24 protein-coding genes are annotated in these 21,061 nt (G+C 69.0%); 12 read left to right on the top strand and 12 right to left on the bottom strand.

Annotated features, from left to right (window positions below; all coding sequences use genetic code 11):
- Window positions 1-130: 130 nt before the first annotated feature.
- The gene (gene galU / locus ASF53_RS20230; protein ID WP_056202873.1) at window positions 131-997 is read left to right on the top strand and encodes a UTP--glucose-1-phosphate uridylyltransferase GalU; all 867 of its coding nucleotides are present in this window, start codon (window positions 131-133) and stop codon (window positions 995-997) included.
- Between the two features lie 241 nt (window positions 998-1,238).
- Here galU and ASF53_RS20235 read toward each other — a convergent pair whose 3' ends face one another.
- Entirely contained in the window at window positions 1,239-2,135 is an 897-nt protein-coding gene (locus tag ASF53_RS20235) for an N-formylglutamate amidohydrolase (protein WP_056202876.1), read from the bottom strand.
- A gap of 307 nt (window positions 2,136-2,442) precedes the next feature.
- On the opposite strand from ASF53_RS20235, the gene cpdR reads away from it, so the two are divergent.
- The 4 genes from cpdR (at window position 2,443) to ASF53_RS20255 (ending at window position 4,619) form a co-directional block, all read left to right on the top strand.
- The gene (gene cpdR, locus ASF53_RS20240) at window positions 2,443-2,799 is read left to right on the top strand and encodes a cell cycle two-component system response regulator CpdR (protein ID WP_003603128.1); all 357 of its coding nucleotides are present in this window, start codon (window positions 2,443-2,445) and stop codon (window positions 2,797-2,799) included.
- Window positions 2,800-2,921: 122 nt separating this feature from the next.
- Window positions 2,922-3,179 carry a glutaredoxin 3 gene (gene grxC / locus ASF53_RS20245; RefSeq protein WP_056202879.1) on the top strand — a complete coding sequence of 86 codons (258 nt, stop codon included), beginning with the start codon at window positions 2,922-2,924 and terminating at the stop codon, window positions 3,177-3,179.
- Window positions 3,176-4,021: a carbon-nitrogen hydrolase family protein gene (locus ASF53_RS20250; RefSeq protein ID WP_056202882.1), complete on the top strand. Its 846-nt coding sequence runs from the start codon at window positions 3,176-3,178 to the stop codon at window positions 4,019-4,021. Before grxC ends, ASF53_RS20250 begins: the two co-directional genes overlap by 4 nt.
- A 121-nt stretch (window positions 4,022-4,142) precedes the next feature.
- Window positions 4,143-4,619, top strand: a complete 477-nt coding sequence (locus ASF53_RS20255; protein WP_056202888.1) for a DUF1178 family protein — start codon at window positions 4,143-4,145, stop codon at window positions 4,617-4,619.
- A gap of 153 nt (window positions 4,620-4,772) precedes the next feature.
- Here the strand turns inward: ASF53_RS20255 and ASF53_RS20260 are convergent, their stop codons facing one another.
- Entirely contained in the window at window positions 4,773-5,837 is a 1,065-nt protein-coding gene (locus ASF53_RS20260; RefSeq protein WP_056202891.1) for a PAS domain-containing protein, read from the bottom strand.
- 174 nt (window positions 5,838-6,011) lie between these two features.
- Here ASF53_RS20260 and msrA point away from each other — a divergent pair, with 174 nt between their 5' ends.
- Together msrA and ASF53_RS20270 are read left to right on the top strand one after the other, a co-directional pair.
- Entirely contained in the window at window positions 6,012-6,671 is a 660-nt protein-coding gene (gene msrA / locus ASF53_RS20265) for a peptide-methionine (S)-S-oxide reductase MsrA (RefSeq protein ID WP_056202894.1), read from the top strand.
- Window positions 6,672-6,774: 103 nt separating this feature from the next.
- Complete coding sequence (locus ASF53_RS20270) at window positions 6,775-7,278, top strand: TIGR00645 family protein (RefSeq protein ID WP_056202897.1); 504 nt, start codon at window positions 6,775-6,777, stop codon at window positions 7,276-7,278.
- Window positions 7,279-7,285: 7 nt separating this feature from the next.
- On the opposite strand, the gene mepA is transcribed toward ASF53_RS20270, so the two are convergent.
- Window positions 7,286-8,215: a penicillin-insensitive murein endopeptidase gene (mepA, locus tag ASF53_RS20275; protein ID WP_056202900.1), complete on the bottom strand. Its 930-nt coding sequence runs from the start codon at window positions 8,213-8,215 to the stop codon at window positions 7,286-7,288.
- Window positions 8,216-8,341: 126 nt separating this feature from the next.
- Between mepA and ASF53_RS20280 the strand changes: the two genes are divergently transcribed.
- Complete coding sequence (locus ASF53_RS20280; protein ID WP_056202903.1) at window positions 8,342-8,737, top strand: PRC-barrel domain-containing protein; 396 nt, start codon at window positions 8,342-8,344, stop codon at window positions 8,735-8,737.
- A gap of 3 nt (window positions 8,738-8,740) precedes the next feature.
- Here ASF53_RS20280 and ASF53_RS20285 read toward each other — a convergent pair whose 3' ends face one another.
- From ASF53_RS20285 to tlpA, 3 genes are all read right to left on the bottom strand, one after another.
- Window positions 8,741-9,088 (bottom strand): hypothetical protein, encoded by a 348-nt coding sequence (locus tag ASF53_RS20285; protein WP_056202906.1) that lies wholly within the window; start codon window positions 9,086-9,088, stop codon window positions 8,741-8,743.
- Window positions 9,089-9,173: 85 nt separating this feature from the next.
- Window positions 9,174-10,415 carry a Na+/H+ antiporter NhaA gene (gene nhaA / locus ASF53_RS20290; RefSeq protein WP_056202909.1) on the bottom strand — a complete coding sequence of 414 codons (1,242 nt, stop codon included), beginning with the start codon at window positions 10,413-10,415 and terminating at the stop codon, window positions 9,174-9,176.
- An 89-nt stretch (window positions 10,416-10,504) separates the two neighbouring features.
- Window positions 10,505-11,146, bottom strand: coding sequence for a thiol:disulfide interchange protein TlpA (tlpA, locus tag ASF53_RS20295; protein WP_056202913.1), 642 nt, complete (start codon window positions 11,144-11,146; stop codon window positions 10,505-10,507).
- 39 nt (window positions 11,147-11,185) lie between these two features.
- On the opposite strand from tlpA, the gene argH reads away from it, so the two are divergent.
- From argH to ASF53_RS20310, 3 genes are all read left to right on the top strand, one after another.
- A complete protein-coding gene (gene argH, locus ASF53_RS20300) occupies window positions 11,186-12,577 on the top strand; it encodes an argininosuccinate lyase (RefSeq protein WP_056202916.1) in 1,392 nt (463 codons plus the stop codon).
- A 97-nt stretch (window positions 12,578-12,674) separates the two neighbouring features.
- Window positions 12,675-12,986 carry a hypothetical protein gene (locus tag ASF53_RS20305; protein ID WP_056202918.1) on the top strand — a complete coding sequence of 104 codons (312 nt, stop codon included), beginning with the start codon at window positions 12,675-12,677 and terminating at the stop codon, window positions 12,984-12,986.
- 155 nt (window positions 12,987-13,141) lie between these two features.
- On the top strand, window positions 13,142-13,825 hold the full coding sequence (locus ASF53_RS20310) for an invasion associated locus B family protein (RefSeq protein WP_056203851.1): 684 nt from the start codon (window positions 13,142-13,144) through the stop codon (window positions 13,823-13,825).
- A 164-nt stretch (window positions 13,826-13,989) separates the two neighbouring features.
- On the opposite strand, the gene ASF53_RS20315 is transcribed toward ASF53_RS20310, so the two are convergent.
- Both ASF53_RS20315 and ASF53_RS20320 read right to left on the bottom strand, forming a co-directional pair.
- Window positions 13,990-14,244, bottom strand: coding sequence for a hypothetical protein (locus ASF53_RS20315; protein ID WP_056202922.1), 255 nt, complete (start codon window positions 14,242-14,244; stop codon window positions 13,990-13,992).
- A 441-nt stretch (window positions 14,245-14,685) separates the two neighbouring features.
- Window positions 14,686-15,372, bottom strand: coding sequence for an HAD family hydrolase (locus ASF53_RS20320; RefSeq protein ID WP_056202925.1), 687 nt, complete (start codon window positions 15,370-15,372; stop codon window positions 14,686-14,688).
- 77 nt (window positions 15,373-15,449) lie between these two features.
- Here ASF53_RS20320 and ASF53_RS20325 point away from each other — a divergent pair, with 77 nt between their 5' ends.
- A complete protein-coding gene (locus ASF53_RS20325) occupies window positions 15,450-17,219 on the top strand; it encodes a carbamoyltransferase family protein (RefSeq protein ID WP_056202928.1) in 1,770 nt (589 codons plus the stop codon).
- A gap of 42 nt (window positions 17,220-17,261) precedes the next feature.
- On the opposite strand, the gene ASF53_RS20330 is transcribed toward ASF53_RS20325, so the two are convergent.
- The 4 genes from ASF53_RS20330 to ASF53_RS20345 form a co-directional block, all read right to left on the bottom strand.
- Window positions 17,262-17,603, bottom strand: a complete 342-nt coding sequence (locus ASF53_RS20330) for a hypothetical protein (RefSeq protein ID WP_056202930.1) — start codon at window positions 17,601-17,603, stop codon at window positions 17,262-17,264.
- Between the two features lie 179 nt (window positions 17,604-17,782).
- On the bottom strand, window positions 17,783-18,457 hold the full coding sequence (locus ASF53_RS20335; protein ID WP_056202933.1) for a haloacid dehalogenase type II: 675 nt from the start codon (window positions 18,455-18,457) through the stop codon (window positions 17,783-17,785).
- A 37-nt stretch (window positions 18,458-18,494) separates the two neighbouring features.
- Window positions 18,495-20,024 (bottom strand): murein biosynthesis integral membrane protein MurJ, encoded by a 1,530-nt coding sequence (murJ, locus tag ASF53_RS20340; RefSeq protein WP_056202936.1) that lies wholly within the window; start codon window positions 20,022-20,024, stop codon window positions 18,495-18,497.
- Between the two features lie 250 nt (window positions 20,025-20,274).
- Window positions 20,275-20,841: a hypothetical protein gene (locus tag ASF53_RS20345; RefSeq protein WP_156635710.1), complete on the bottom strand. Its 567-nt coding sequence runs from the start codon at window positions 20,839-20,841 to the stop codon at window positions 20,275-20,277.
- Window positions 20,842-21,061 lie beyond the last annotated feature (220 nt).

A 21,061-nucleotide genomic window follows, 5' to 3' on the forward strand; every position in this document is an offset into this window, starting at 1 on the left:
TTCAGCCACGCTTTATGACGAAATCGTGCCAATCCTAACGCAAGCGGGGCTGTTAGCGGCGGCCTGCGTGCTATTTGATCCCCTGTCGATCAGGGCTCGCCCCGACACACGCAAAAACGGGTCCCGCCACATGAAACGAATTCGCAAGGCCGTCCTTCCCGTCGCGGGCCTCGGCACGCGCTTCCTCCCGGCCACCAAGGCCGTGCCGAAGGAGATGCTCACCGTCGTCGACCGCCCGGTCGTCCAACACGTCGTCGATGAGGCCCGCGAGGCCGGCATCGAGCACTTCATCTTCGTGACCGGCCGCGGCAAGGCGGTGATCGAGGATCATTTCGATATCGCGTTCGAATTGGACCACATGCTGCAGGAGCGCGGCAAGCAGGCGGCCTATGAGGAGCTGAAGAAGGACCTGCCCAAGGCCGGCCAGACCAGCTTCACCCGGCAGCAGGCGCCGCTCGGCCTCGGCCACGCCGTCTGGTGCGCCCGCGAGATCGTGGGCGACGAGCCCTTCGCGGTGCTGCTGCCCGACATGCTGAGCCGCGGCTGCATGGGCCAGATGCTGAAGGCCTACGAGCAGCATGGCGGCAACGTCATCGCCGTCGAGGAGGTGAAGCCCGAGGAGACGCACCAATACGGCATCGTCGCCGTCGGCGAGACCTTCGACCAGACCTTCGAGATCACCGGCATGGTCGAGAAGCCCAAACAGGGCACCGCCCCCTCGAACTACATCATATCCGGCCGCTACATCCTCCAGCCCGAGATCTTCTCGATCCTGGAGCGGGGCGAGACCGGCGCGGGCGGCGAGATCCAGCTCACCGATGCGATGATCCGGCTGGCCGAGGAGCAGAAGTTCTACGGCATGCGCTTCGACGGGCGCACCTACGACACCGGCTCCAAGATCGGCTTCCTGACCGCCAACCTAGCCTACGGCCTGGAGCGGCCAGAACTGGCCGATGCGCTGAAAGCAGAGATCCGCGCGCTGCTCGGCGAGGGCTAATCCCGTTCCATACATTCGCGTCGGGCAGATATGCGCGGCGCACATGTGGAAACGTTATCATCGCCCTTGCGATTTGTGCACCGCGATGCGATTTGTGCATTGCGAGATCGCGATGGCGTCGCGGTCCCGCAGCCCTTCTTGGGCGTTTCCTCCCTAGACTTCGGGCCGTCCTTCGGGGCGGCCTTTTTTTGTCTAAAGCGGATCGCCGGGCCGGCTGAAAGCCGCGTCTTGGTCCGGAAAGCTACTCGGCCGCGATGCGGTGGGACGGCAGTTCGACCGTCTCGGCGGCGACCCCGGCGATGACCTCGGCGAGATGGTCCGCAAGCGTCGCGAAGCCGGCCGTCAGCGCCAGCGACTGCTCATTCATGTAGAGCGCCCGGTTGATCTCGATCTGCAGCGCGTGCCGCCCGAGACCGGGTTCGCCGTAATGCTCGGTGATGAAGCCGCCGGCATAGGGCTTGTTGCGCACCACCTTGTAGCCGAGCGCCCGCAACCGGCTCTCGAACCCAGCGACCAGGGATGGCAGGCAGGCCGTGCCGAAGCGGTCGCCGAGCACGAAATCGGCCTGGGCGCTCTCGTCCCGCCCGAGGCTCGATGACGGCATCGAGTGGCAATCGATCAGGAAGGACCGGCCGAAGGTCCGTGCCGTGCGGTGAATCAGGCCGCGCAGGGTCCGGTGATACGGCTTGTAGAGCGTCTCGATGCGCCGCACCGCCTCTTCCACCGGCAGCCGCTCCCGGTAGATTTCCTGCCCGTCGGCGACGATGCGCGGCACCGTGCCCAGGCCCCCGGCCACCCGCATCGAGCGGGTGTTGGCGAAGGAGGGCAGGCGCCCGGCGAACATGCGGGGGTCGAGTTCGTAGGGCTCGCGGTTCACGTCGAGATAGGCGCGGGGGAAGTTCGCCCGCATCAACGGTGCGCCGAGTCCGACGACCGCGGAGAACAGCCGATCGACATGGGCATCCTCCGAACGGCGCAGGGCCAGCGCGTCGAGCCGGGAGGCCGCGAGGAACGAGGCGGGATAATGCGCGCCGGAATGCGGCGTGTTGAACACGAAGGGAATCGCGTGCTGCGCCGGCTCGTCCACGGCGAAGGGTGGATCGAACGCCTCGGGGCCGTCTGGCTGTGAAGGGCTCATCGCGACGCGGGGGCCTGAGCGTGGCACGGAAGGGACATTGCGCCACTTTGCGGCGCCTCGTCCGCCCTGTCCACCATGCGCCGCACCGAGCCGGGAGAGGAGCGGGACAGCGCCTTGCGATTGTCGGGTGCGTCGCGACACCGGGTGCGTTTAACGCTCTGTTTACCAAGCCGGCGCTTTATGAAATGAACACCCACCGAGCATCTCTCGCAAAGCGCCGACCGCGCTGTCATGCCCTCAAGCGGCATGCTAGCGACCGGCGTGACCTGAGACACTCCAAGGCGCATGGGCACCGGGACGCCGTTCGATGAAGATCCTGCTCGCGGAAGACGACAACGACATGCGTCGGTTTCTGGCCAAGGCGCTCCAGAACGCCGGCTACGACGTGCTGTCCTTCGACAACGGCCTGTCCGCCTATAATCGCCTGCGCGAGGAGCCGTTCGAGCTTCTCCTGACCGACATCGTCATGCCGGAGATGGACGGCATCGAGTTGGCGCGCCGCGCCACCGAACTCGATCCCGACATCAAGGTGATGTTCATCACCGGCTTTGCCGCGGTGGCGCTGAACCCGGATTCGAAGGCGCCGAAGGATGCGAAGGTGCTCTCGAAGCCCTTCCACCTGCGCGACCTCGTCAACGAAGTCGAGAAGCTGCTGGCGGCCTGAAGCCGCCCGAGCGGAGAGCCGGCGCAGCGATCTTCCGATTCTGTGGTCCGGCCGCAGTAGGAAGATCCTCGCGGCTCGCCTATATCCGTCGCCTCTATCCCTCTCGGGCACGCGACGGACCCATGCAGCCGGTCACGATCTACACCACCGCCTGGTGCCCCTATTGCTCGGCGGCCAAGAGCCTGCTGCGCGAAAAAGGCGTGTCCTTCAACGAGATCGACGTCGAGAAGACGTCGGGCACCCGCGCGACCATGGTCCAGCGGGCCGGCGGACGCACCTCGGTGCCGCAGATCTTCGTCGGCGACCGCCATGTCGGCGGCTGCGACGACCTCTACGCGCTCGAGCGGGCCGGCGACCTCGATCCGCTGCTCGCGGCATGACGGACCTGTCCGGCCACAAGCCCTTCCTCGCCGCCTGCGTGCAGATGCGCGGCGGCCGCGATCCGGCCGTCAACCGCGAGGCCGCCGTGCAGGCGGTGCGCGAGGCGGCCCGCCGGGGCGCGGCCTATGTGCAGACGCCCGAAACCACCTCGCTGATCGAGCGCGACCGCGCCGCCCTGTTCGAAAAGGTCGGACCGCAGGAGCGCGACGCCACGCTCGCCGCCCTCCGAGAGGTCGCGCGGGCGGAAAAGATCGTTCTCCAGATCGGATCGCTCGCGATCCGCGAGGGCGAGAAGATCGCCAACCGCGCCTTCCTCATCGACGCCGCGGGCGAGATCCAAGCGGCTTACGACAAGCTCCACCTCTACGACGTCGATCTGCCCAACGGCGAGAGCTGGCGCGAATCGGCGACCTATTCGGGCGGCGATTGCGCCGTGGTCGCGCAGACGCCGCTGGCCAGCCTTGGGCTGACGATCTGCTACGATATCCGCTTTCCCGCCCTCTACCGGGCGCTGGCCGAGGCCGGTGCCACGGTGATGACCGCGCCGGCCTGCTTCACCCGCCAGACCGGCGCGGCGCATTGGCATATCCTGCAGCGGGCGCGGGCCATCGAGACCGGCTCCTTCATGATCTCGGCGGCGCAAGGGGGCCGGCACGAGGACGGACGCGAGACCTTCGGCCACTCGCTCATCGTCGATCCCTGGGGCCGCATCCTCGCCGAGGCCGAGGGCGACGCGCCGGGCATCATCCTCGCCGAGATCGACCTCGCGCGGGTCGCGGATGCACGCGCCCGCATTCCCACCCTGTCCCACGCGCGCAGCTTCGGCGTGCGCCGCGCCTGAAGCCATCCCATCTCAAGCATCAACCCGAAAGGTGGTCTCCGGCTTTCGGAAAAGATGATGCAGAAATAAGAGGATAGAGCATCGTCCCGGATCCGGCATCCGGGACGATGCCCTAAGGGCCATGATCCTTTTCACGCTTGCCTGCGATTCGGGCCACCGGTTCGAGAGCTGGTTTCCCTCCAACGCGGCCTATGACGAGCAATCGGCCCGCGGCCTCGTCACCTGTCCGTTCTGCGACTCGGCCAGAGTCGCCAAGGCGCCGATGGCCCCGGCGGTGGCGCGCACCGACCGTGGCCGGGCCGAGGCGCCCGCGCCGCAGCTTCCGGTTCCGGCGGCGCCGGCCGAGGTGCCGGTGCCGATGCTCGCCGCCGAGCCGGAGCGGCAGTTGCGCGCCCTGCTGCGGGCCGTGCGCGAGCACGTCGTCTCGACCGCCGAGCATGTCGGCGACCGCTTCGCCGACGAGGCGCGGGCGATCCATTACGGCGATGCGGAAGGGCGCCCGATCTACGGCGAGGCGAGCCCGAAGGAGGCGCGGGCGCTGATCGAGGAGGGCATCGAGGTCATGCCCCTGCCGCCGGCACCCGACGACCGGCACTGACGACCGACACGGATGCCTGGACGGAAGGTGGGGCTCAGACCAAGTCTCAGTGAGCCTGCCCCATAGGTCCGTCTCACTGAGGTCCGGCGGACGACCGCCGCCGCGCCGTCGCGCGGGCAGACTTCGATGAGGCAGGCTCATCGAAGTCCGGTATCAGGCCCCGATGCGGTCGGCCGGGAGGCGGAGTTCGACGGCGGTGCCCGCCGGGTCGCGCGGGCGGACGCGGATCGCACCGCCGATCTGCCGGCTCAGAACCTCGATCAGCGTCGCCTCGAAGCTCCCGTCGCCCGCCGCGCTCAGACCGATTCCGTCATCCTCCACCGTCACCGTGACGTCGGCCCCGTCGCGGGTGATGCGAACGGTCAGCCGTCCGGCCCGGGATGGGAACGCGTGACGGATGGCGTTGGAGACAACCTCGTTGACGATGAGCGCGAGCGGTCCCGCCGCCTCGGGCCGGACGCGGAGCGGCGCGAGATCGAGCACGAGCGCGACGTCGCGCCGGCCCGAAGCCTCCACCAGGGTCTCGGCGATTTCGCCGACGAGATCGGCCAGATCGTGGCCCGCATTGTCCTCCGTCGGGGGAGGCTGGCGGTAGAGCGTGCTGAGGGCATCGATGCGCCCGAGCGCCTCGCCGAGCGCCGCACGAACCGCCGGATCGGGGCTGTTGCCGCTCTGAAGCGTCAACATGGCCGAGATCATCTGGAGATCGTTGCGGGCGCGGTGTCCGATCTCGCGCAGCAGCAGGGCGTTCGCGTCGAAGGCGGCCCGCGTCCGGTCGCGCTCGGCGGCGAGCGCGTGGCGCTCGCTCACGTCGAACTGCGAGGCGAAGTAGAACAGCAGCGTGCCGTCCTCGTCGTGGACGGGGCTGAGATACAGCGCGTTGTGGAAGGTCGAGCCGTCCTTGCGGTAGTTCAGGAGTTCTTCGTTCACGTCCCGCTCGGCATCGACCGCCGCACGGATCCGCGCCACCGCGTCGAGATCGGTGCCGGGCCCCTGCAGGAAGCGGCAATTGCGGCCCGTCACCTCCAGCCGCGTGTACCCGGTGAGCCGCAGGAACGCGTCGTTGGCATAGATGATCGGATTGTCGAGCCGGTGCGGATCGGTGATGATCATCGCCATGCGCGTGGCCCGCACGGCGCCCGCGAAGAGATCGCCCGTGCCGGAACGGATGCTGGCCCGAACCCGCTCCGTCAGCTGCCAGTCGCCGCCGGACTCCATCCGTTGCCGATTGCTCCTCAGGTGCGAATGGCGCGGCCGGAGCCGCAGAGGGCGCAGCCTCGCCTGACCCCGTCGCCAAAGCAGACGGCGATGACCATATCAAGCGAAATCGAGCGGAACGCAGACCGGCGCTCCGATCCGCGCCATACCCCGCCATCACCAGAGGAAACAGCGATGCTTCTGTTCCGCAAGCGGCCCGAAATGCCGGCCCCGTCCGAAGTGCTGCCCGGCCGGCCGCATCCCCTGCCGACCGCCGAGCGCCATTTCGTCAACGGCAATCCCTTGAAGGGCCCCTATCCGGAGGGCGTGGAGACGATCGTGCTCGGGCTCGGCTGCTTCTGGGGCGCCGAGCGCAAGTTCTGGGAATTGCCCCAGGGCGTCCACGTCACCGCCGTGGGCTATGCCGGGGGCACCACCCCCAACCCGACCTACGAGGAGGTCTGCTCCGGGCTCACGGGACACAACGAGGTCGTCCTGGTCGCCTATGACCCCGCCGTGCTGCCGCTGGAGGCCGTGCTCAAGACCTTCTTCGAGAGCCACAACCCGACGCAGGGGTACCGCCAGGGCAACGATGTCGGCACCCAGTACCGCTCCGGCATCTACACGGGCAGCGAGGCCCAGGCCGCTTCGGCACGGGCGGTGCGCGATGCCTATGCGCAGGCGCTCGACGCGCGGGGCTACGGGGCGATCACGACGGAGATCGTGCCGCTGGAGAGCTTCTACTTCGCGGAAGAGTACCACCAGCAATACCTCGCCAAGAATCCCGGCGGCTATTGCGGGCTCGGCGGCACCGGCGTGTCCTGCCCCGTCGGGGTCGGCGTCGCGGCGGCGTGATTCTCTGCCCGGCCCGGCAAGGGCGGTCCAAGCTTGACCGTCTTGCGGGGCCGGTGCGCCCATGCCAAATCCCGGCCCCTCGGATGGCCGGGATCGAGAGACAATGCTGGAACGTGGCTTCGAACGCTTTCTCTTCGCCTGCCGGTGGCTGCTGGCGCCGTTCTACGCCGCGCTGACGGTCGCCCTCGTCGTCCTGCTGGTCCGGCTGCTGCTGGAACTCGGCCACGTCGTCACGCATGCCTTCGAGTCCACCGAGTCGCAGACCATCCTCAGCGTTCTGGCATTGGTCGATCTGACCTTTACCGGCTCGCTGCTGATCATCGTGATCTTTTCGGGCTACGAGAACTTCGTCTCGAAGTTCGATCACACCGACCACAAGGACTGGCCCGCCTGGATGGGCACCATCGACTTCAGCGGGCTCAAGCTGAAGCTGATCTCCTCCATCGTCGCGATCTCGGCGATCCAGCTCCTGAAGTCGTTCCTCGATCTGAAGAACTACACCGACCGCGACCTGTACTGGCTGGTCGGCATCCACATGGTGTTCGTGGTGTCCGGCCTGCTGATGGCGCTGACCGACCGGCTCTCGGCCGGACACCACGAGAAGTAAGCAGGCTCTACCGCGCGTGCAGCACCGCGCGGCAGGCGTCCGGCAGGCCGGCGAGGGTCATCGGCGGGCGCGGCTTCGGCGGGGTTTTGGGCTTGGGCGGGTGCAGCACCGCCGCGCTGAACCAGTAATCGAGTTCGGAGCCGCAGCCGTCGCCGGGGGGCGGGGGGGCTTGGTCGTCGCAGGCGCCGTCACCGGCCGGGCAGGCGAGGCGGATATGGTAGTGGTAGTTGTGCCCGTACATCGGGCGCACCTTGGTGAGCCAGCCGCGATCCCCGCCCGCCTCGCGGCACAGGGCCTTCTTGATCGCCGCATTCACGAAGATCCGCGCCACCTCCGGCTGCTTGGCCGTCATGCGGATCAGCGCGGTGTGCTGGCGCGTCCAGACGTCGGGGTCGATGTCAAGCCGGTCCGAGCGCACCATGTCGGTGGCCGAGGTTTCCTCGCGCTCGGCCCGGGTCATGCGGTGCTCCGGCATCGGGGTGAGCCAGACATCCACGTCGAGGCCGAGCTGGTGCGAGGCGTGGCCGGTGAGCATCGGACCGCCGCGGGGCTGCGACATGTCGCCGACGAGAAGGCCGGGCCAGCCGGCTTGCGGCGCGCGGGCGGCCAGCCGCTCGATGAAGTCCACGAGATGGGGCGTGCCCCACATCCGGTTGCGCGAGGGCCGCATCACCTGCCAGGTCGCGCCGTCGAGGGCCAGCGCTTCACCGCCGGAGAAGCAGCCCTTGGCGTAGGAGCCGAATGGCCGCGCCGGCCCGCTGCTCGGCCCGGTGACGCGGCCGAACAGGGCCTTGGCCGGCGTCGAGGGATCGTTAGGGTTGGCGAGCGGCGGAAGCGGCTTCGGGTTGACGCTGCCGCGGTCCTGCGCCGCAGCCGGGCTCAGCAGCGCCGGGAGGGCAAGCGCGAGGGCAGGGAGTGTCAGGCGGGTCAGCGGCATGCGCGGTGGCTCGTCCGGGATGTCGGGGCAGGGTGGGGCAAGAGTGTAGGCAGAACTGGCCGGAACGTGCCCGGCCGCATGGGCGTTTTTTATGGCAAGCTGTAACAACGTTGCAGGATGATCGCCATGGATCCGGTTCCTTCCGACGCTGCGGCCCAAACGGCGCTCGCGCCCCGCAGCCTGATCGCCAGCGATCGCGTCATCGGCACCGAGGTGCGCCGGGCCGACGGAAGCAAGGTCGGCCGCATCGAGCGGCTGATGCTCGACAAGCGCTCGGGCCGCGTCGCCTACGCGGTGATGAGCTTCGGCGGCTTCCTCGGCATGGGCGAGGAGTATTACACGCTGCCCTGGGCGGTTTTGCGCTACGACCCCGGCCTCGACGCCTACGTCGTCGACATCACCGAAGAGCAGTTGCGCGACGCGCCCGCCCGCTCGCCGGAGGGCGGCGACCCGGAGGATGAGCGCGCCTGGGAGGAGCATGTCCACCGCTACTACAATGCGGCCCCGTATTGGGGGATTTGACGCCTAAGGCCGGGTCAGGAATCCGATCGGCTCCCGCGGCGGCTGGCCGAGCCAGACCAGCACTGCCCCGAGGCCGAGCCCGAACAGGGCCGCCGGAACGAGGCCGAGCGGGGTCAGCAGAACCGTATCCGCCCAGGGTGCCGCCTGCCGGATCGCGGTTCCCAGCGCAGTGATCCGCTCCTGCGGCAAGGATTGGATCAATTCGGCGAGGCTCGTGACGCGCAGACCGTTATTCGCGATGGAGCGGGCGCCGTCGTAGCAGAGCTGCACGAAGCCCGCCGCCATCACCACGAGCCCGAGCGCCCGGCTGAAGAACGGCAGTCCGAGGAAGCGGGAAACGGTTCGCAGCATGTTCACCCTCGCACGGGATGACGGGCCGGAGGACGGACCACCTGCCACCGCGACGCTTCCGGCCTGAGTAGGCCGAGGCCGGAGGTCAAGGCAAGCGGTCAGACCCGGCTCCGAGGTCCCGGCGCGGTTTCGCCTCCCGCGCGGTCGCCCGGGCGAGCAGCACGGCCCCGAACAGCGCCGAGAGCAGTGAGCCGCATAGGACGCCGAGCTTGGTCTCGGTCTCGTGCAGCCCATCCGTGAAGGCGAGCGCGCCGATGAACAGGCTCATGGTGAAGCCGATGCCGCAGAGGAGCGCAACGCCGTAGACCTGGACCCAGGTCGCCCCCGCCGGGCGGGACACGAGGCCGAGGGCGGCGGCGAGCCGCACGCTCGTGAAGATGCCGACCTGCTTGCCGATGAACAGGCCGAGCGCGACGCCGAGGGTCACGGGCTCGATCAACGCCCGCGCCGGCAGGCCGAGGAGCGTCACCCCGGCATTGGCGAAGCCGAAGATCGGCACGATCAGGAACGAGACCCAGGGCGTCAGGGCGTGCTCGAGACGGTGCAGGGGCGAGGTGACGTCCTCCGGTCGGCCCGGACTCGGGCGGATCGGCACGAACAGGGCGAGCAGCACCCCGGCCACGGTGGCGTGCACGCCGGAGCGCAGGACGAACACCCAGAGGACGAGGCCCGCGAGCATATAGGGCAGGAGCGCGCGCACACCGAGGCGGTTGAGGGCGAACAGCACGGCCAGCATCCCGGCCGAGGCCGCCAGCATCGTCGCGTCGAGCTGCCCCGTATAGAACAGCGCGATAATGACCACGGCGCCGAGATCGTCGACGATGGCCACCGCCGACAGGAAGATCTTGAGGGAGATGGGCACGCGCGAGCCGAGCAGAGCGAGGACGCCCAGCGCGAAGGCGATGTCGGTGGCGGCCGGGATCGCCCAGCCCCGCGCCGTGGACTGGCCGGCGTTGAAGGCGAGGTAGACCAGGGCCGGCACGGCCATGCCCGCCGCCGCGGCAAGCCCCGGCAGCACCCGGTCGGGCCAGGTGCGCAGGCGCCCGTCCAGCCCCTCCCGCTTGATCTCAAGGCCCACCAGCAGGAAGAACACGACCATCAGGCCGTCGTTGATCCAGTGCATCAGGCTCAGGGGCCCGAGATGGATGTGAAGCAGGTCGTGGTAGGCCGGCGCCAGGGGCGAATTGGCGACCACGAGCGCGGCGCCGGCCGCGACCATGAGCACGATGCCGCCGGCCGCCTCGTTCGTGAGGAAGCGGCGCGTCGCCGAATACGAGCGTTGCAGAGGGCGTGGGAGCGCACGGACGGCGGGAGGTGGCGGCTTCATGCCGTGACCCGTTGCCCGCCCCGGGCCGGCACCGCAACCCGGCTGCTGAGAAAAATCATGCGGCTTGGAGAATCAGGCGGCTTGGAAAATCAAGACGATTTCGCCAGCGCCGCCCGGATCAGCCGCTTGCCGTCCTCGCTCGACCATTCGGCCGGCCCCTTCATCACGCCGAGCGTGCAACCCTTGGCATCGATCAGCATCGTCGTCGGCAGCCCCGTGGAGCCGACCGCCGACTGGATCACCGGCAGCACCTTGCCCTCGGGGTCGCCGTAATAGGTCAGATGCGTGATGCCGTTGGCCTTGAACCATGCGGGCGGCTTGTCGAGGTTGCGCGTCTCGACATTGATCGCCACCACTTGGAAGGTGTCGCCGCCGAGTTCCGCCTGAAGGCGGTCGAGGGCCGGCATCTCCGCCTTGCAGGGGGCGCACCACGTCGCCCACAGGTTCACGAGGAGCAGCTTTCCGCGCAAGGCCGCCAGATCGGTCGGCGCGCCGTCCGGCCCCTTGAAAGCCACGGCGGGGGCCGGTTTCGGGGGAGCGGACGCGTCGAAAGCGGCGACGTCGCCGCGGGCCAGCGGCGCGAGCCGGGCCGCGACCGGGGCGGCTTCGGCGCAGGGGCCGGCGGCCGCGAGGTTGCCGAGGTTCGAGCCCGTCCCGTATAGGGCGAGGCCGCCGATCAGGACGGCGGCGAGTGCGCCGCCCGCGGCAAGGATTTTCGGGGTCGCCGTCACGGCCGAACCTCGTTTCGCGTGCGGAAGGTGGGATCAGCCATGAGCAACCGGATGTGGGGTGGACGCTTCGCCAGCGGCCCGGCCGAGATCATGGAGGAGATCAACGCCTCCATCGGGTTCGACAGGCGGCTCGCGTCCCAGGACATCCGCGGCTCGCTGGCGCATGTCGCGATGCTGGGCAAGCAAGGCATCCTGCCGGCCGAGGATGTGGCAGCCATCGAAGCCGGGCTCAAGTCCGTCGAGGCGGAGATCGCGCGCGGCGAATTCGTCTTCCGGCGCGAGTTGGAAGACATCCACATGGCGGTGGAGAGCCGCCTGACCGAGATCGTCGGCCCCGCCGCCGGGCGCCTGCACACCGCCCGCTCGCGCAACGATCAGGTCGCCACCGACATGCGGCTGTGGGTGCGCGACACCCTCGACGCCCTCGACGCGCAGGTCGCCGAACTCCAGCGGGCGCTGGCCGAGACGGCGGTGAAGCATGCCGGGACGGTGATGCCGGGCTTCACCCACCTGCAATCGGCCCAACCCGTCACCTTCGGCCATCACTGCCTCGCCTATGTCGAGATGCTGGCGCGCGACCGCGGCCGGTTCCGCGACGCGCGGGCGCGGCTCAACGAATGCCCGCTCGGCGCCGCCGCACTCGCCGGCACCTCCTTCCCCATCGACCGGCACGCCACGGCCGCCGCCCTCGGCTTCGACCGGCCGACCGCGAACTCGCTCGATTCCGTGGCCGACCGCGATTTCGCGCTGGAATCGCTCTCGGCGGCCTCGATCTGCGCGGTCCACCTCTCGCGCTTCGCCGAGGAGCTGGTCGTCTGGACCTCGGCCCAGTTCGGCTTCGTGCGGCTCTCCGACGGCTTCACCACCGGCTCGTCGATCATGCCGCAGAAGCGCAACCCCGACGCGGCCGAACTCGTGCGCGCCAAGGCGGGCCGCATCATCGGCGCGCTCACCGGCCTGCTCATCGTGATGAAGGGGCTGCCGCTCGCCTATTCGAAGGACATGCAGGAGGACAAGGAAGGCACCTTCGACGCCCTGCAATCGCTCTCGCTGTGCCTTGCCGCCATGGCCGGCATGGTGCGCGACCTCGAACCCGTGGCCGAGACGCTCAAGCGCGCGGCGGGCTCCGGTTACGCCACCGCGACCGATCTCGCCGATTGGCTGGTGCGCGAGTTGAACATGCCGTTCCGGCAGGCCCACCACGTCACGGGCCGCGTCGTCGCGGCGGCCTCCGAGCGCAGCATCGGGCTGGAGGAACTCTCCCTCGAAGACATGCGGGCGATCGAGCCGGGCATCACGGACGCGGTCTTCGCGGTCCTCGGCGTCGAGAATTCGGTGGCAAGCCGGACCAGCTATGGCGGCACCGCCCCGGACAACGTGCGCCGGCAGGCGGAGGGCTGGCTGGAGAAGCTCGGCCCTGTGGAGAAGTAGGGGCAACCCTGCGGGAACAGGCACGGAAAATGCGGCGTTCAGGATTCAGCTAACTGAGCTTGGCTATCCGACCGTCCGAACCCGCGGAGTGCCATCGATGAACGTTGAGAGTTGGATCACCGTCGAGGAGACGCCCGCCCTGGCCGCCCAGGCGATGGCGGTCATCGATGCTCGCCTCGCGCGGCTCACCGATGCGGAACGAGACGCCTTCTGGGCCTCGATCCGCAAGGCCTACAACACGCCCTACAACGATCCGGTGAAGCCAGCGCAGCCCAAGCCGGTCGAGCCGACGCCCGGCCCCGCTCCGTCGGCGGTCGAGATCCGGCTTCCCGCGATTGATCCGTCGATCGACCTGCCCGCGGCGGCACTCGCCTCGGCGACGCTCGCAGCGGAGATGCGGGCGGCCTGACACTGCATCCGGCCGGTTCAGGCGGCGTCGCCGGGTGTGGCGCATGGCCGTTTTCGGTTAATCGGAGCGGTCAGGGGTTTCCTGTTCCGCTGCGGCCCGTCATCCTGACCGTGCGTGAAGATGGCCGGCCCGGCCGTCCGTACACCCGAGTCATGATGCAGCGGCACCGCCTTTCGATCTCTCATCCCGCCTCTCGCCCCGGCCGCCCCCTCGCGGCCCTTATGCTGGCCGCCGCGGCGGCCGCGGCGCTGCCCGGCCCGTCCGGGGGCGCCCTGGCGCAGGAGGGCATACAGGGCGCGGAGATCATCCTCGCCCGGTCGAGCCGCCGCCAATCCAAGAGTTCGGCGCTGCCGCCGGGGATGCAGCAGGCGGTGCCGCTGGCGGTGTTCGGCGACTGGAACGTCTTCACCAACGGCGCCCAGGGCCGCGACAAGCTCTGCTACGTCATCGCCCAGCCGACGACCCGTAGCCCCAAGACGCTCGCGCGCGACACAGGCTACCTGTTCGTCACCTTCCCCAAGGGCGGCGCCCAGGGGGAGATCGCGGTAATGCTCGGCTTCAAGCCCAAGCCCGCCGCAGCGCAAGCCAAGCCCGGCGCGGCCGCCGCCCCGAGCGACCCCTACCTGACCGTCGGCAGCACCCGCTACGGCCTCGTGGCGAAGGACGAGAACGCCTGGATACAGAACCAGGCCGACGAGCCGCGCATCGTCGCGGAGATGAGCCGGACCCAGACCGCGACGGTCCGCACGACCTCCCAACGCGGCAAGCCGACTCAGGACGAGTATGCGCTGGGCGGCTTCGCCGACGCGCTCAAGCGCGCCCGCGAGGAGTGCAAGTAGGTCTTCGCCTCAGCAGGCCGCATCGCCGGCCTTCCGCGCAAGCAGGCTGAGCCGGGATCGCCGCGGTTTCGCAATCGACGACGCTTCTGAAGCAAACGCCCAAAAACAAGCCGGCGGCCCGAATCGGCGCCGCCGGCTGTTCTCATGCGGAATGTTGCGACGGATCACACCACCGCGCGCAGGCGCGGCTGGCGGCCTTTCTCGCGGGCCGCGCGGGCTGCTTGCTCCACGTTGCGGAACAGCGTGCCGTCGAGCCCATCGAAGCGGCGCTCGGACGAGAAGAAGCGGACACCGCCGCGCTCGGGCACGGCAATGCCGGCGGTGACGTCGCCGATCTCGATCACGCGGGCGGGGGTCGCGTCCGCGACGGAGAGGTCGAGCGCGTCATCGTCGAGGTAAGCGGTCTGGACACGGGTCATGACGGGGTGAACTCCTGCGGCCTTCGTCGGCCGGTTATCGGCAAGGCGTTCGTGGGCGCTGCTCTAGCCCACGGATGTGACTGTCTGCCGACAACATCCCCACACCCGGCCACGCCATCCGCCGGGCAATCTCGAATTCTTCCAAATAAAGACACCATTCACGGCCAGTCCTCCTCTCTCGCGAGGACCACGGCGCAAGTGCGTCGTGATGCATTAGCGTTTGATAACGCGGCGCAAGCTTGCCACTACAAATCACCGCGGCGCGAAGTCGTTCGCACGTCCTAAAGATGAGGTGTCCCACCTCAACCGTCAACGGAATGTTCTTTCGAAGTTCAGCTTGACAGGGAAAGATCGCGCCGCGATTCGCGTGATCCGCGGCGCGTCTCGCCTGTCGGGGACGGGCTTACGCCGAACCTAGCAAAGCCCGGGCCGAAACCGGCCTCAGGCCCCGGCGACGATGCGCCCGAGATCGGCATGCGCCGAGAACACCGCGTCGGCCCCGGCATCGAGGAGATCCCGTCCCGCCCGGTCGTGGCCCCAATGCCCGCCGCCGGTGAAGCCGACGACCCGCATGCCGGCCGCCCGCGCCGCCTGCACCCCCGGCACGCTGTCCTCGATCACGAGGCAGTGTTCCGGCGCGATGCCCATCCGCTCCGCCGCGAACAGGAACAGGTCCGGGAACGGCTTTCCGCGCGCCACCTGTGCGGAGGAGAAGACGCGCCCCTCGAACAACGGCAGCAGCCCGGTGAGCCCGAGCGAGCGGCGCAGCCGCACCGGATCGCTGCTGGAGGCGACGCAGAACGGCAGAGGCAGGAGGCCGAGCGCGTCGGCGATCCCGGCCATGGCGGCCAGTTCCGCCTCGAAGGCGGCGAGCGTCTCCGCCTTCACCCGCTCGACGAAGCCGTCCGGGGCCGTGACCCCGTCCTCGCGGGCGACGCGCTCCATGATCGAGGTCATGGAGGTTCCGGCAAACCGCTCCCGCACGCTGTCGAGGCTGATGGCGAGCCCGATCCCGTTGAGCCCACGCGTCAGGGTCGCGAGGCTGATCGGCTCGCTGTCGATCAGCACGCCGTCGCAGTCGAAGATCACGAGGGCGAGGGGAGGCGAGGCGGGGAAGGCATCCGTCATCGGCGGCTCGTCTCGCACGGCAGTTAGAGCACCGCAACGCAGTTGTCGGGTCCTCGCCCGGCGTGTAGCCCGGCAGCATGCGCACCTATCTCGGCCTCGCGACGACCTTCCACGATCCGGCGCTCGCCCTCGTCGGGCCGGACGGGACCGTGCTGTTCGCCGAGGCCGCCGAGCGCTACCTGCAATACAAGCGCGCCCCGAATTGCGAGCCCGATCCCGGCACCCGCATGGCGGGCCTGCTGAAGCGTCACGTGCCCGAGGGGACGGATCTCGTCATCGCCACCTCCTGGGGCGAGCAGTTCTCGGAGTTTCTCCAGGGGCAGGCGGCGTCGGGCGCCTTCGAGCTGCCGGCCTTGGCCGCGCACCCCTCCACCCTCAACCGCTCCTTCGTGCCGGAGCGGGCCGAGCGCGTCTTCATCGCCGACCTCCACGCCATGCAGGCGCGGGCCGGCAACGGCACGGTGTTGGCGCTCGACAACGAAACCCGCGGACTCAGCGGCAAGCCGCGGGCGACCATTGCCGGGCGGCGGCGCTACGCCCACCATTTGGCGCACGCCGCCTACGCCCTGTGGAGCAGCCCGTTCGAGGAGGCGACCGCGCTCATTGTCGACGGCATGGGCGAGACCGGCGCCGCGGCGATCTACCGCCTGACGAACGGGCGCATCGAGGAGGTGCGGCGTCACCGCGGGCGCGGCTCGGTCGGCTTCCTCTACGGGCTCGTCACGGATCTCGCCGGCTTCGACCAGATCAAGGGCGAGGAATGGAAGATCATGGGGCTCGCGCCCTATGGCCGGACCGACCCCGACCTGATGGCGCTGCTGCGCCGCCTGTTCTCGGTCGAAGAGGGCCGCCTGAAATTCGCCGACGAGGCCACCGTGCAGGCGGTGGCCGCCGAGATCCTGTCGCGGCGCCCGAAGGACGTCGGCGAGCAGGGCTGGGCCGACCTCGCCCGCTGCGGCCAGGACATTTTTTCGGAGCTGATGGACGTGCTGGTGGCCGAGGCTTGGCGGCTGGCGCCCGGCGAAAACCTCGTCATCGCCGGCGGCTGCGGGCTCAACTCCTCTTACAACGGGCGCGTGCTCGGGCGCTCGGGCTTCCGACATCTGCACGTGCCCTCGGCCCCGGCGGATGATGGTAACGCCATCGGCGCCGCGTGGCTGGCACTCGCCGAAGACGATCCCGACTGGAAGGGGCCGGCGCGCGCGACGCGCCCGCTCACGCCCTATCTCGGCTCGCTCGTTTCCACCGAGCCGCTGGAGCGGATGGCCGAGTGGGAGCCCCGTGCCCGCCGCCTCGGCCACGAGGGCGTGACGCGGGAGGCGGCGAAGATTCTGGCCGAGGGCGGGCTCGTCGGCTGGGTCCAGGGCCGGGCGGAGTTCGGCCCGCGTTCGCTCGGCAACCGCTCGATCCTCGCCGACCCGCGCCCGGCCCACGCCAAGGCGTCGCTCAACGCCAAGGTGAAGTACCGCGAGGCGTTCCGCCCCTTCGCGCCCTCGATCCTGGCCGAGGCCGGGCCGGACTGGTTCGAGGATTATGCCGACAGCCCCTACATGGAGCGCACGCTCGTGTGGCGCGAGGCGGTGCGGGATCAGGTGCCGGCGGTGGTCCATGCCGACGGCACCGGCCGGCTCCAGAGCGTGACGCGCGAGCGCAACCCGGCCTATGCGGCTCTGATCGAAGCGTTTGCTGATCTCACCGGCGTGCCGATCCTGCTCAACACGAGCTTCAACGTGATGGGCAAGCCGATCCTCCACACGGCGGAGGATGCGATCCTGATGTTCTATACCACCGGCCTCGATGCCATCGTGGTCGAGGACTGGATCCTGACGAAAAAGGCGCCCGCCTGAAGCGGACGCCCTTTATCCTTACGCATGATGCAGTCGCGAGAATTACTCGCAGACCTCGACCCGGCGGTAGGTGAACTCGACCTCGTCGAGCCACACCTTGCGGCGCTCGTAATGGCAGATCGGGCCCCGGCGCGGCGGCGGCGCCATGTAGACCGGCTCCTCCTCGACATAGACCCGGCGCGCGGGCGGCGGGGACGGAGGCGCGGCCCCGTTGAGGAGCGCGCCGACGGCGAGGCCGCCGATGACGCCGGCCGCGGCGCCACCGATCAGGGCCCCGTTGCGGCCGTCGCGAGCGGAGGCCGGAGCGGCGGAGAGAACCGCAGCGCCGAGAAGCGCGGCGCAGATGCCCTTGCGGGCGAGAACGGAGAGGGACAGGGCGGGCACGCGAACCGATCCTTTGGACAACCGGATTATTCAGGCACGTGAGCCCGAATTAATCCGGCCAAGCTTAAGGATTGGCGAACGCGCCGTTGCTGGTGGTTCAGAGTGCCTCGCAAAACGCCCGATCACCGATCGAGTCCCCTCTGGGCATGCCGGCGCAGCGGGCGTTTTGTGAGAAACACTCAGATCACCTCGTCGAGGCTCTTCACGACCGCGCGAGGCGGCTGGTCGGGGTACTCGTCGGGCTGTCCCTTCCGGTTCACCCACACCGCGTCCAAGCCGAAGGCGGTGGCCCCCGCGATGTCCCAGCGGTTCGAAGAGAAGAACGCCACGCGGTTCCGGTCGGTGGCGAGCTGATCCAGAACCATCTGGTAGGCGGCCGGCGCCGTCTTGAAGGTCCGGATGAGATCGACCGAGAGCACCGCGTCGAGCCGCTCGCCCAGGCCGGACGAGGCCACCGCGCGCTCCAACATCGCCGCGTCGCCGTTGGAGAACAGCGCGGTCTTCACGCCGCCCTCGCGCAGCCGCTCCAGAACGCCGGGCACCTCGGCATAGGCGTCGAGGTCGCGATAGGCATCGAGGAGCTTTTCGCGAAAATTCCGGTCGATCTCGGGGTGCTTCGCCAAGGCGAAATCGAGAGCACGCTGGGTCAAATCCCAGAAAGCGACGTAGCGGCCCATCAGGCCGTGCACCCAGGAATATTCGAGCTGCTTGGTGCGCCAGACCTCAGAGAGGCTGTCCGCCTGAGGCCCGAGCGCACCGGCATGGCGCGCGACCGCCGAATGCACGTCGAACAGCGTGCCGTAGGCGTCAAAAACGGCGTAGCTTTCGCCGGGGCGGAGATGAGGATGAGCCATACCGGGTGAGATGAGGCGCGGGCCCGATCCGGAAAGCCTACCTGCGGCGCAATCGCACGCCGAACGCGCCCATCACGGCAAGCAGCGTGCCGGCGTAAGCGAGCGCCCCGGCCAAGCCGAGGAGGGCGAGCACCGCGATCTCGCGCAAATGCGGCAGGGCGGGCACGATCCGCTCGGCGAAGGGCAGGCCGTAGACGGCGAGCACCGCCAGCACCGCACTCGCCACGATGACCGCGGCGACGGTGACGCCGAGCACCCGCCCCGGCGCGGTCCAGCCGCGGCGCAGCGCCAGCCCGTAGAGCAGAGCGAGGTTGATCCACTGGGCGATGGCGGTGGCGAGCGCGAGGCCCGCGACACCGTAGGGGCCGGTCAGCACGAGCTTCAGCGCGACGTTGACGGCGATCGCCGTGAGCGAGGCGTAGAGCGGCGTCGTCGTGTCCTGCCGGGCGTTGAAGCTCGCCACGGCCGAGCGCACCATCACCACGGCGGGCAGGGCCAGCCCGTAGGCCGCGAGCACGGAGGCGGCGCGGGCGGCATCCTCGGCGGTGAAGGCGCCGCGCTGGAACAGGGCCGCCATGATCAGCCCCGGCAGCGTCAGGAAGGCGATGGTGAAGGGGGCCGAGAGCGCCAGCGAGAAGCCCGCGGCCCGGTTCTGCGCCGCATGCGCGCCGGCCACGTCGCCCGCGGCGATGCGCCGGCTCATCTCGGGCAGGAGCACCGTGCCGGCGGCGATGGCGATGACGCCGAAGGGCAGTTGGTAGAGCCGGTCGGCGTAGTACAGCGCCGAGACCGCACCGGTCGGCAGGAAACTCGCGATGATGGTGTCGGCAAAGGTCGCGATCTGGAAGCCGGCCGAACCGATCACGGCGGGCCCCAGGATCTTGAAGAAGCGGATCATGTCGGGATCGCGCAGGGTCGGTTTGGTCAGCCGCGGCGCGTAAGCGCGTCGGCGCGCATCCCACCACACAAGCGCGAATTGCAGCACGCCCGAGACCGAGACGCCCCAGGCCGCGGCATAGGCCGCGTTCGGGAACAGGAAGGCCAGGGCGAGTGCCATCAGCATCGAAAGGTTGAGCAGCACCGGCGCGCCGGCCGCGGCGGCAAAGCGCCGATGCGCGTTGAGGATGCCGGAAAACAGCGTCACCAGCGTCATGAACAGCAGGTAGGGGAAGGTGATCCGCGTGAGGCTCACGGCCAGGGCGAACCGCTCCCCATCCTCCGAGAAGCCCGGCGCCAGCGCCCGCACGATCCAGGGCATCGCCGGAAGCGCGAGGGCGAGCAGCACCACCTGCACGATCAGCATCAGGGTGAAGACGCGGTCGGCGAAGCGCGCGGCCACACCCTCGGCACCCGCCTGCTCCAGATGGGTGTAGGCCGGCACGAAAGCGGTGTTGAACGCCCCCTCGCCGAAGATCGCACGGAAGTGGTTCGGCAGGCGGAAGGCGACGACGAAGGCATCGGCCATCGGCCCGGCCCCCATCACGGCGGCCGTGACCACGTCGCGGGCAAAGCCCGTGACCCGCGAGACCAGCGTCCAGCCGCCGACGGAGAGGATCGAGCGGATCATGTTTTGGCAGACGATCCCGTGCGAACGGCCGATCCCATTCAGGCCCTCATCCCGAGGTGCCGCGAAGCAGCCTCGAAGGATCTTCCAGGGATCGCGCGGGATCTGGAAGATCCTTCGAGGCCCGCTGACGCGGGCACCTCAGGATGAGGGCGCGGGTGGGATCGCCTTGCCTTGGCAGTAAGCCTCCGGGGCTAGGCGCGACAAGGACCGTTGAGTCACGGCGACGCCGAAAAGCTGCCGGCCGATCGGCTCAGGGCTCAAGGCCGAGCTGCCGCCGGAACTCCTCCAAAGGCACAGGTGGAGGCGACTCACGCGGTTCCTCGATCACGCTGGCCGCTGGCGGCTGCCATGAGCCATTCGCTTCCACGACCCATCGTCCCTTTCGCGAACTCGCAATCAGTCGGGAGCCGTCGGTGCCTTCGAAGACGACGCTCCAAATCGGACGATCCGACTTCCACAGGGAGCTGGCGGAGTCGTACATCGACGCGTTCGGGCCGGCATTGAGCACCAATTCGGGGATGATGGCCTCACTGGTCAACCGAGCGATCATCGTCATGCAGAGCCCTTCTCGGCAATCGTCCTCGACCCGCAGGAAGATCGTATCGCCCTCCCGCCATGAATCACCGAGGATCTTGGTGTTGGCCAGCGCCGCTTCCGCATCCCCTGGCCGTTCGACGCGAAGCATCGACGCCACCCGTTCCCTCAGGATCGCCGGGAGCGGAGTATCGATGGGAACGCGTGCCGACGCTGCATGAACGGCGCTTATGGCGGCGAAGCTCAGAATCGCGGTCGCGAAAGCCCCATAGCGCCACCTCATCCGAACTCTAGGCACGACGGAGACTCCTACAATGCTAGGCTACACCGAATCTCGACTGTATACAGCGGCTTGACGCATTTCAGCGAGACTGACGTCGCCTATCCGGGAGCACCGCCGGGCGCACGGCGCGTGAGTGTCTCACCCGTCGGATGCAGCCAAGGCGGACGACGCCCCATACGATCGCTTCGACCCCACAACCTTTCATCTCCGTCTTGATGAA

This window comes from Methylobacterium sp. Leaf123 (genome assembly GCF_001423405.1).
Classification (GTDB): Bacteria; Pseudomonadota; Alphaproteobacteria; order Rhizobiales; family Beijerinckiaceae; genus Methylobacterium.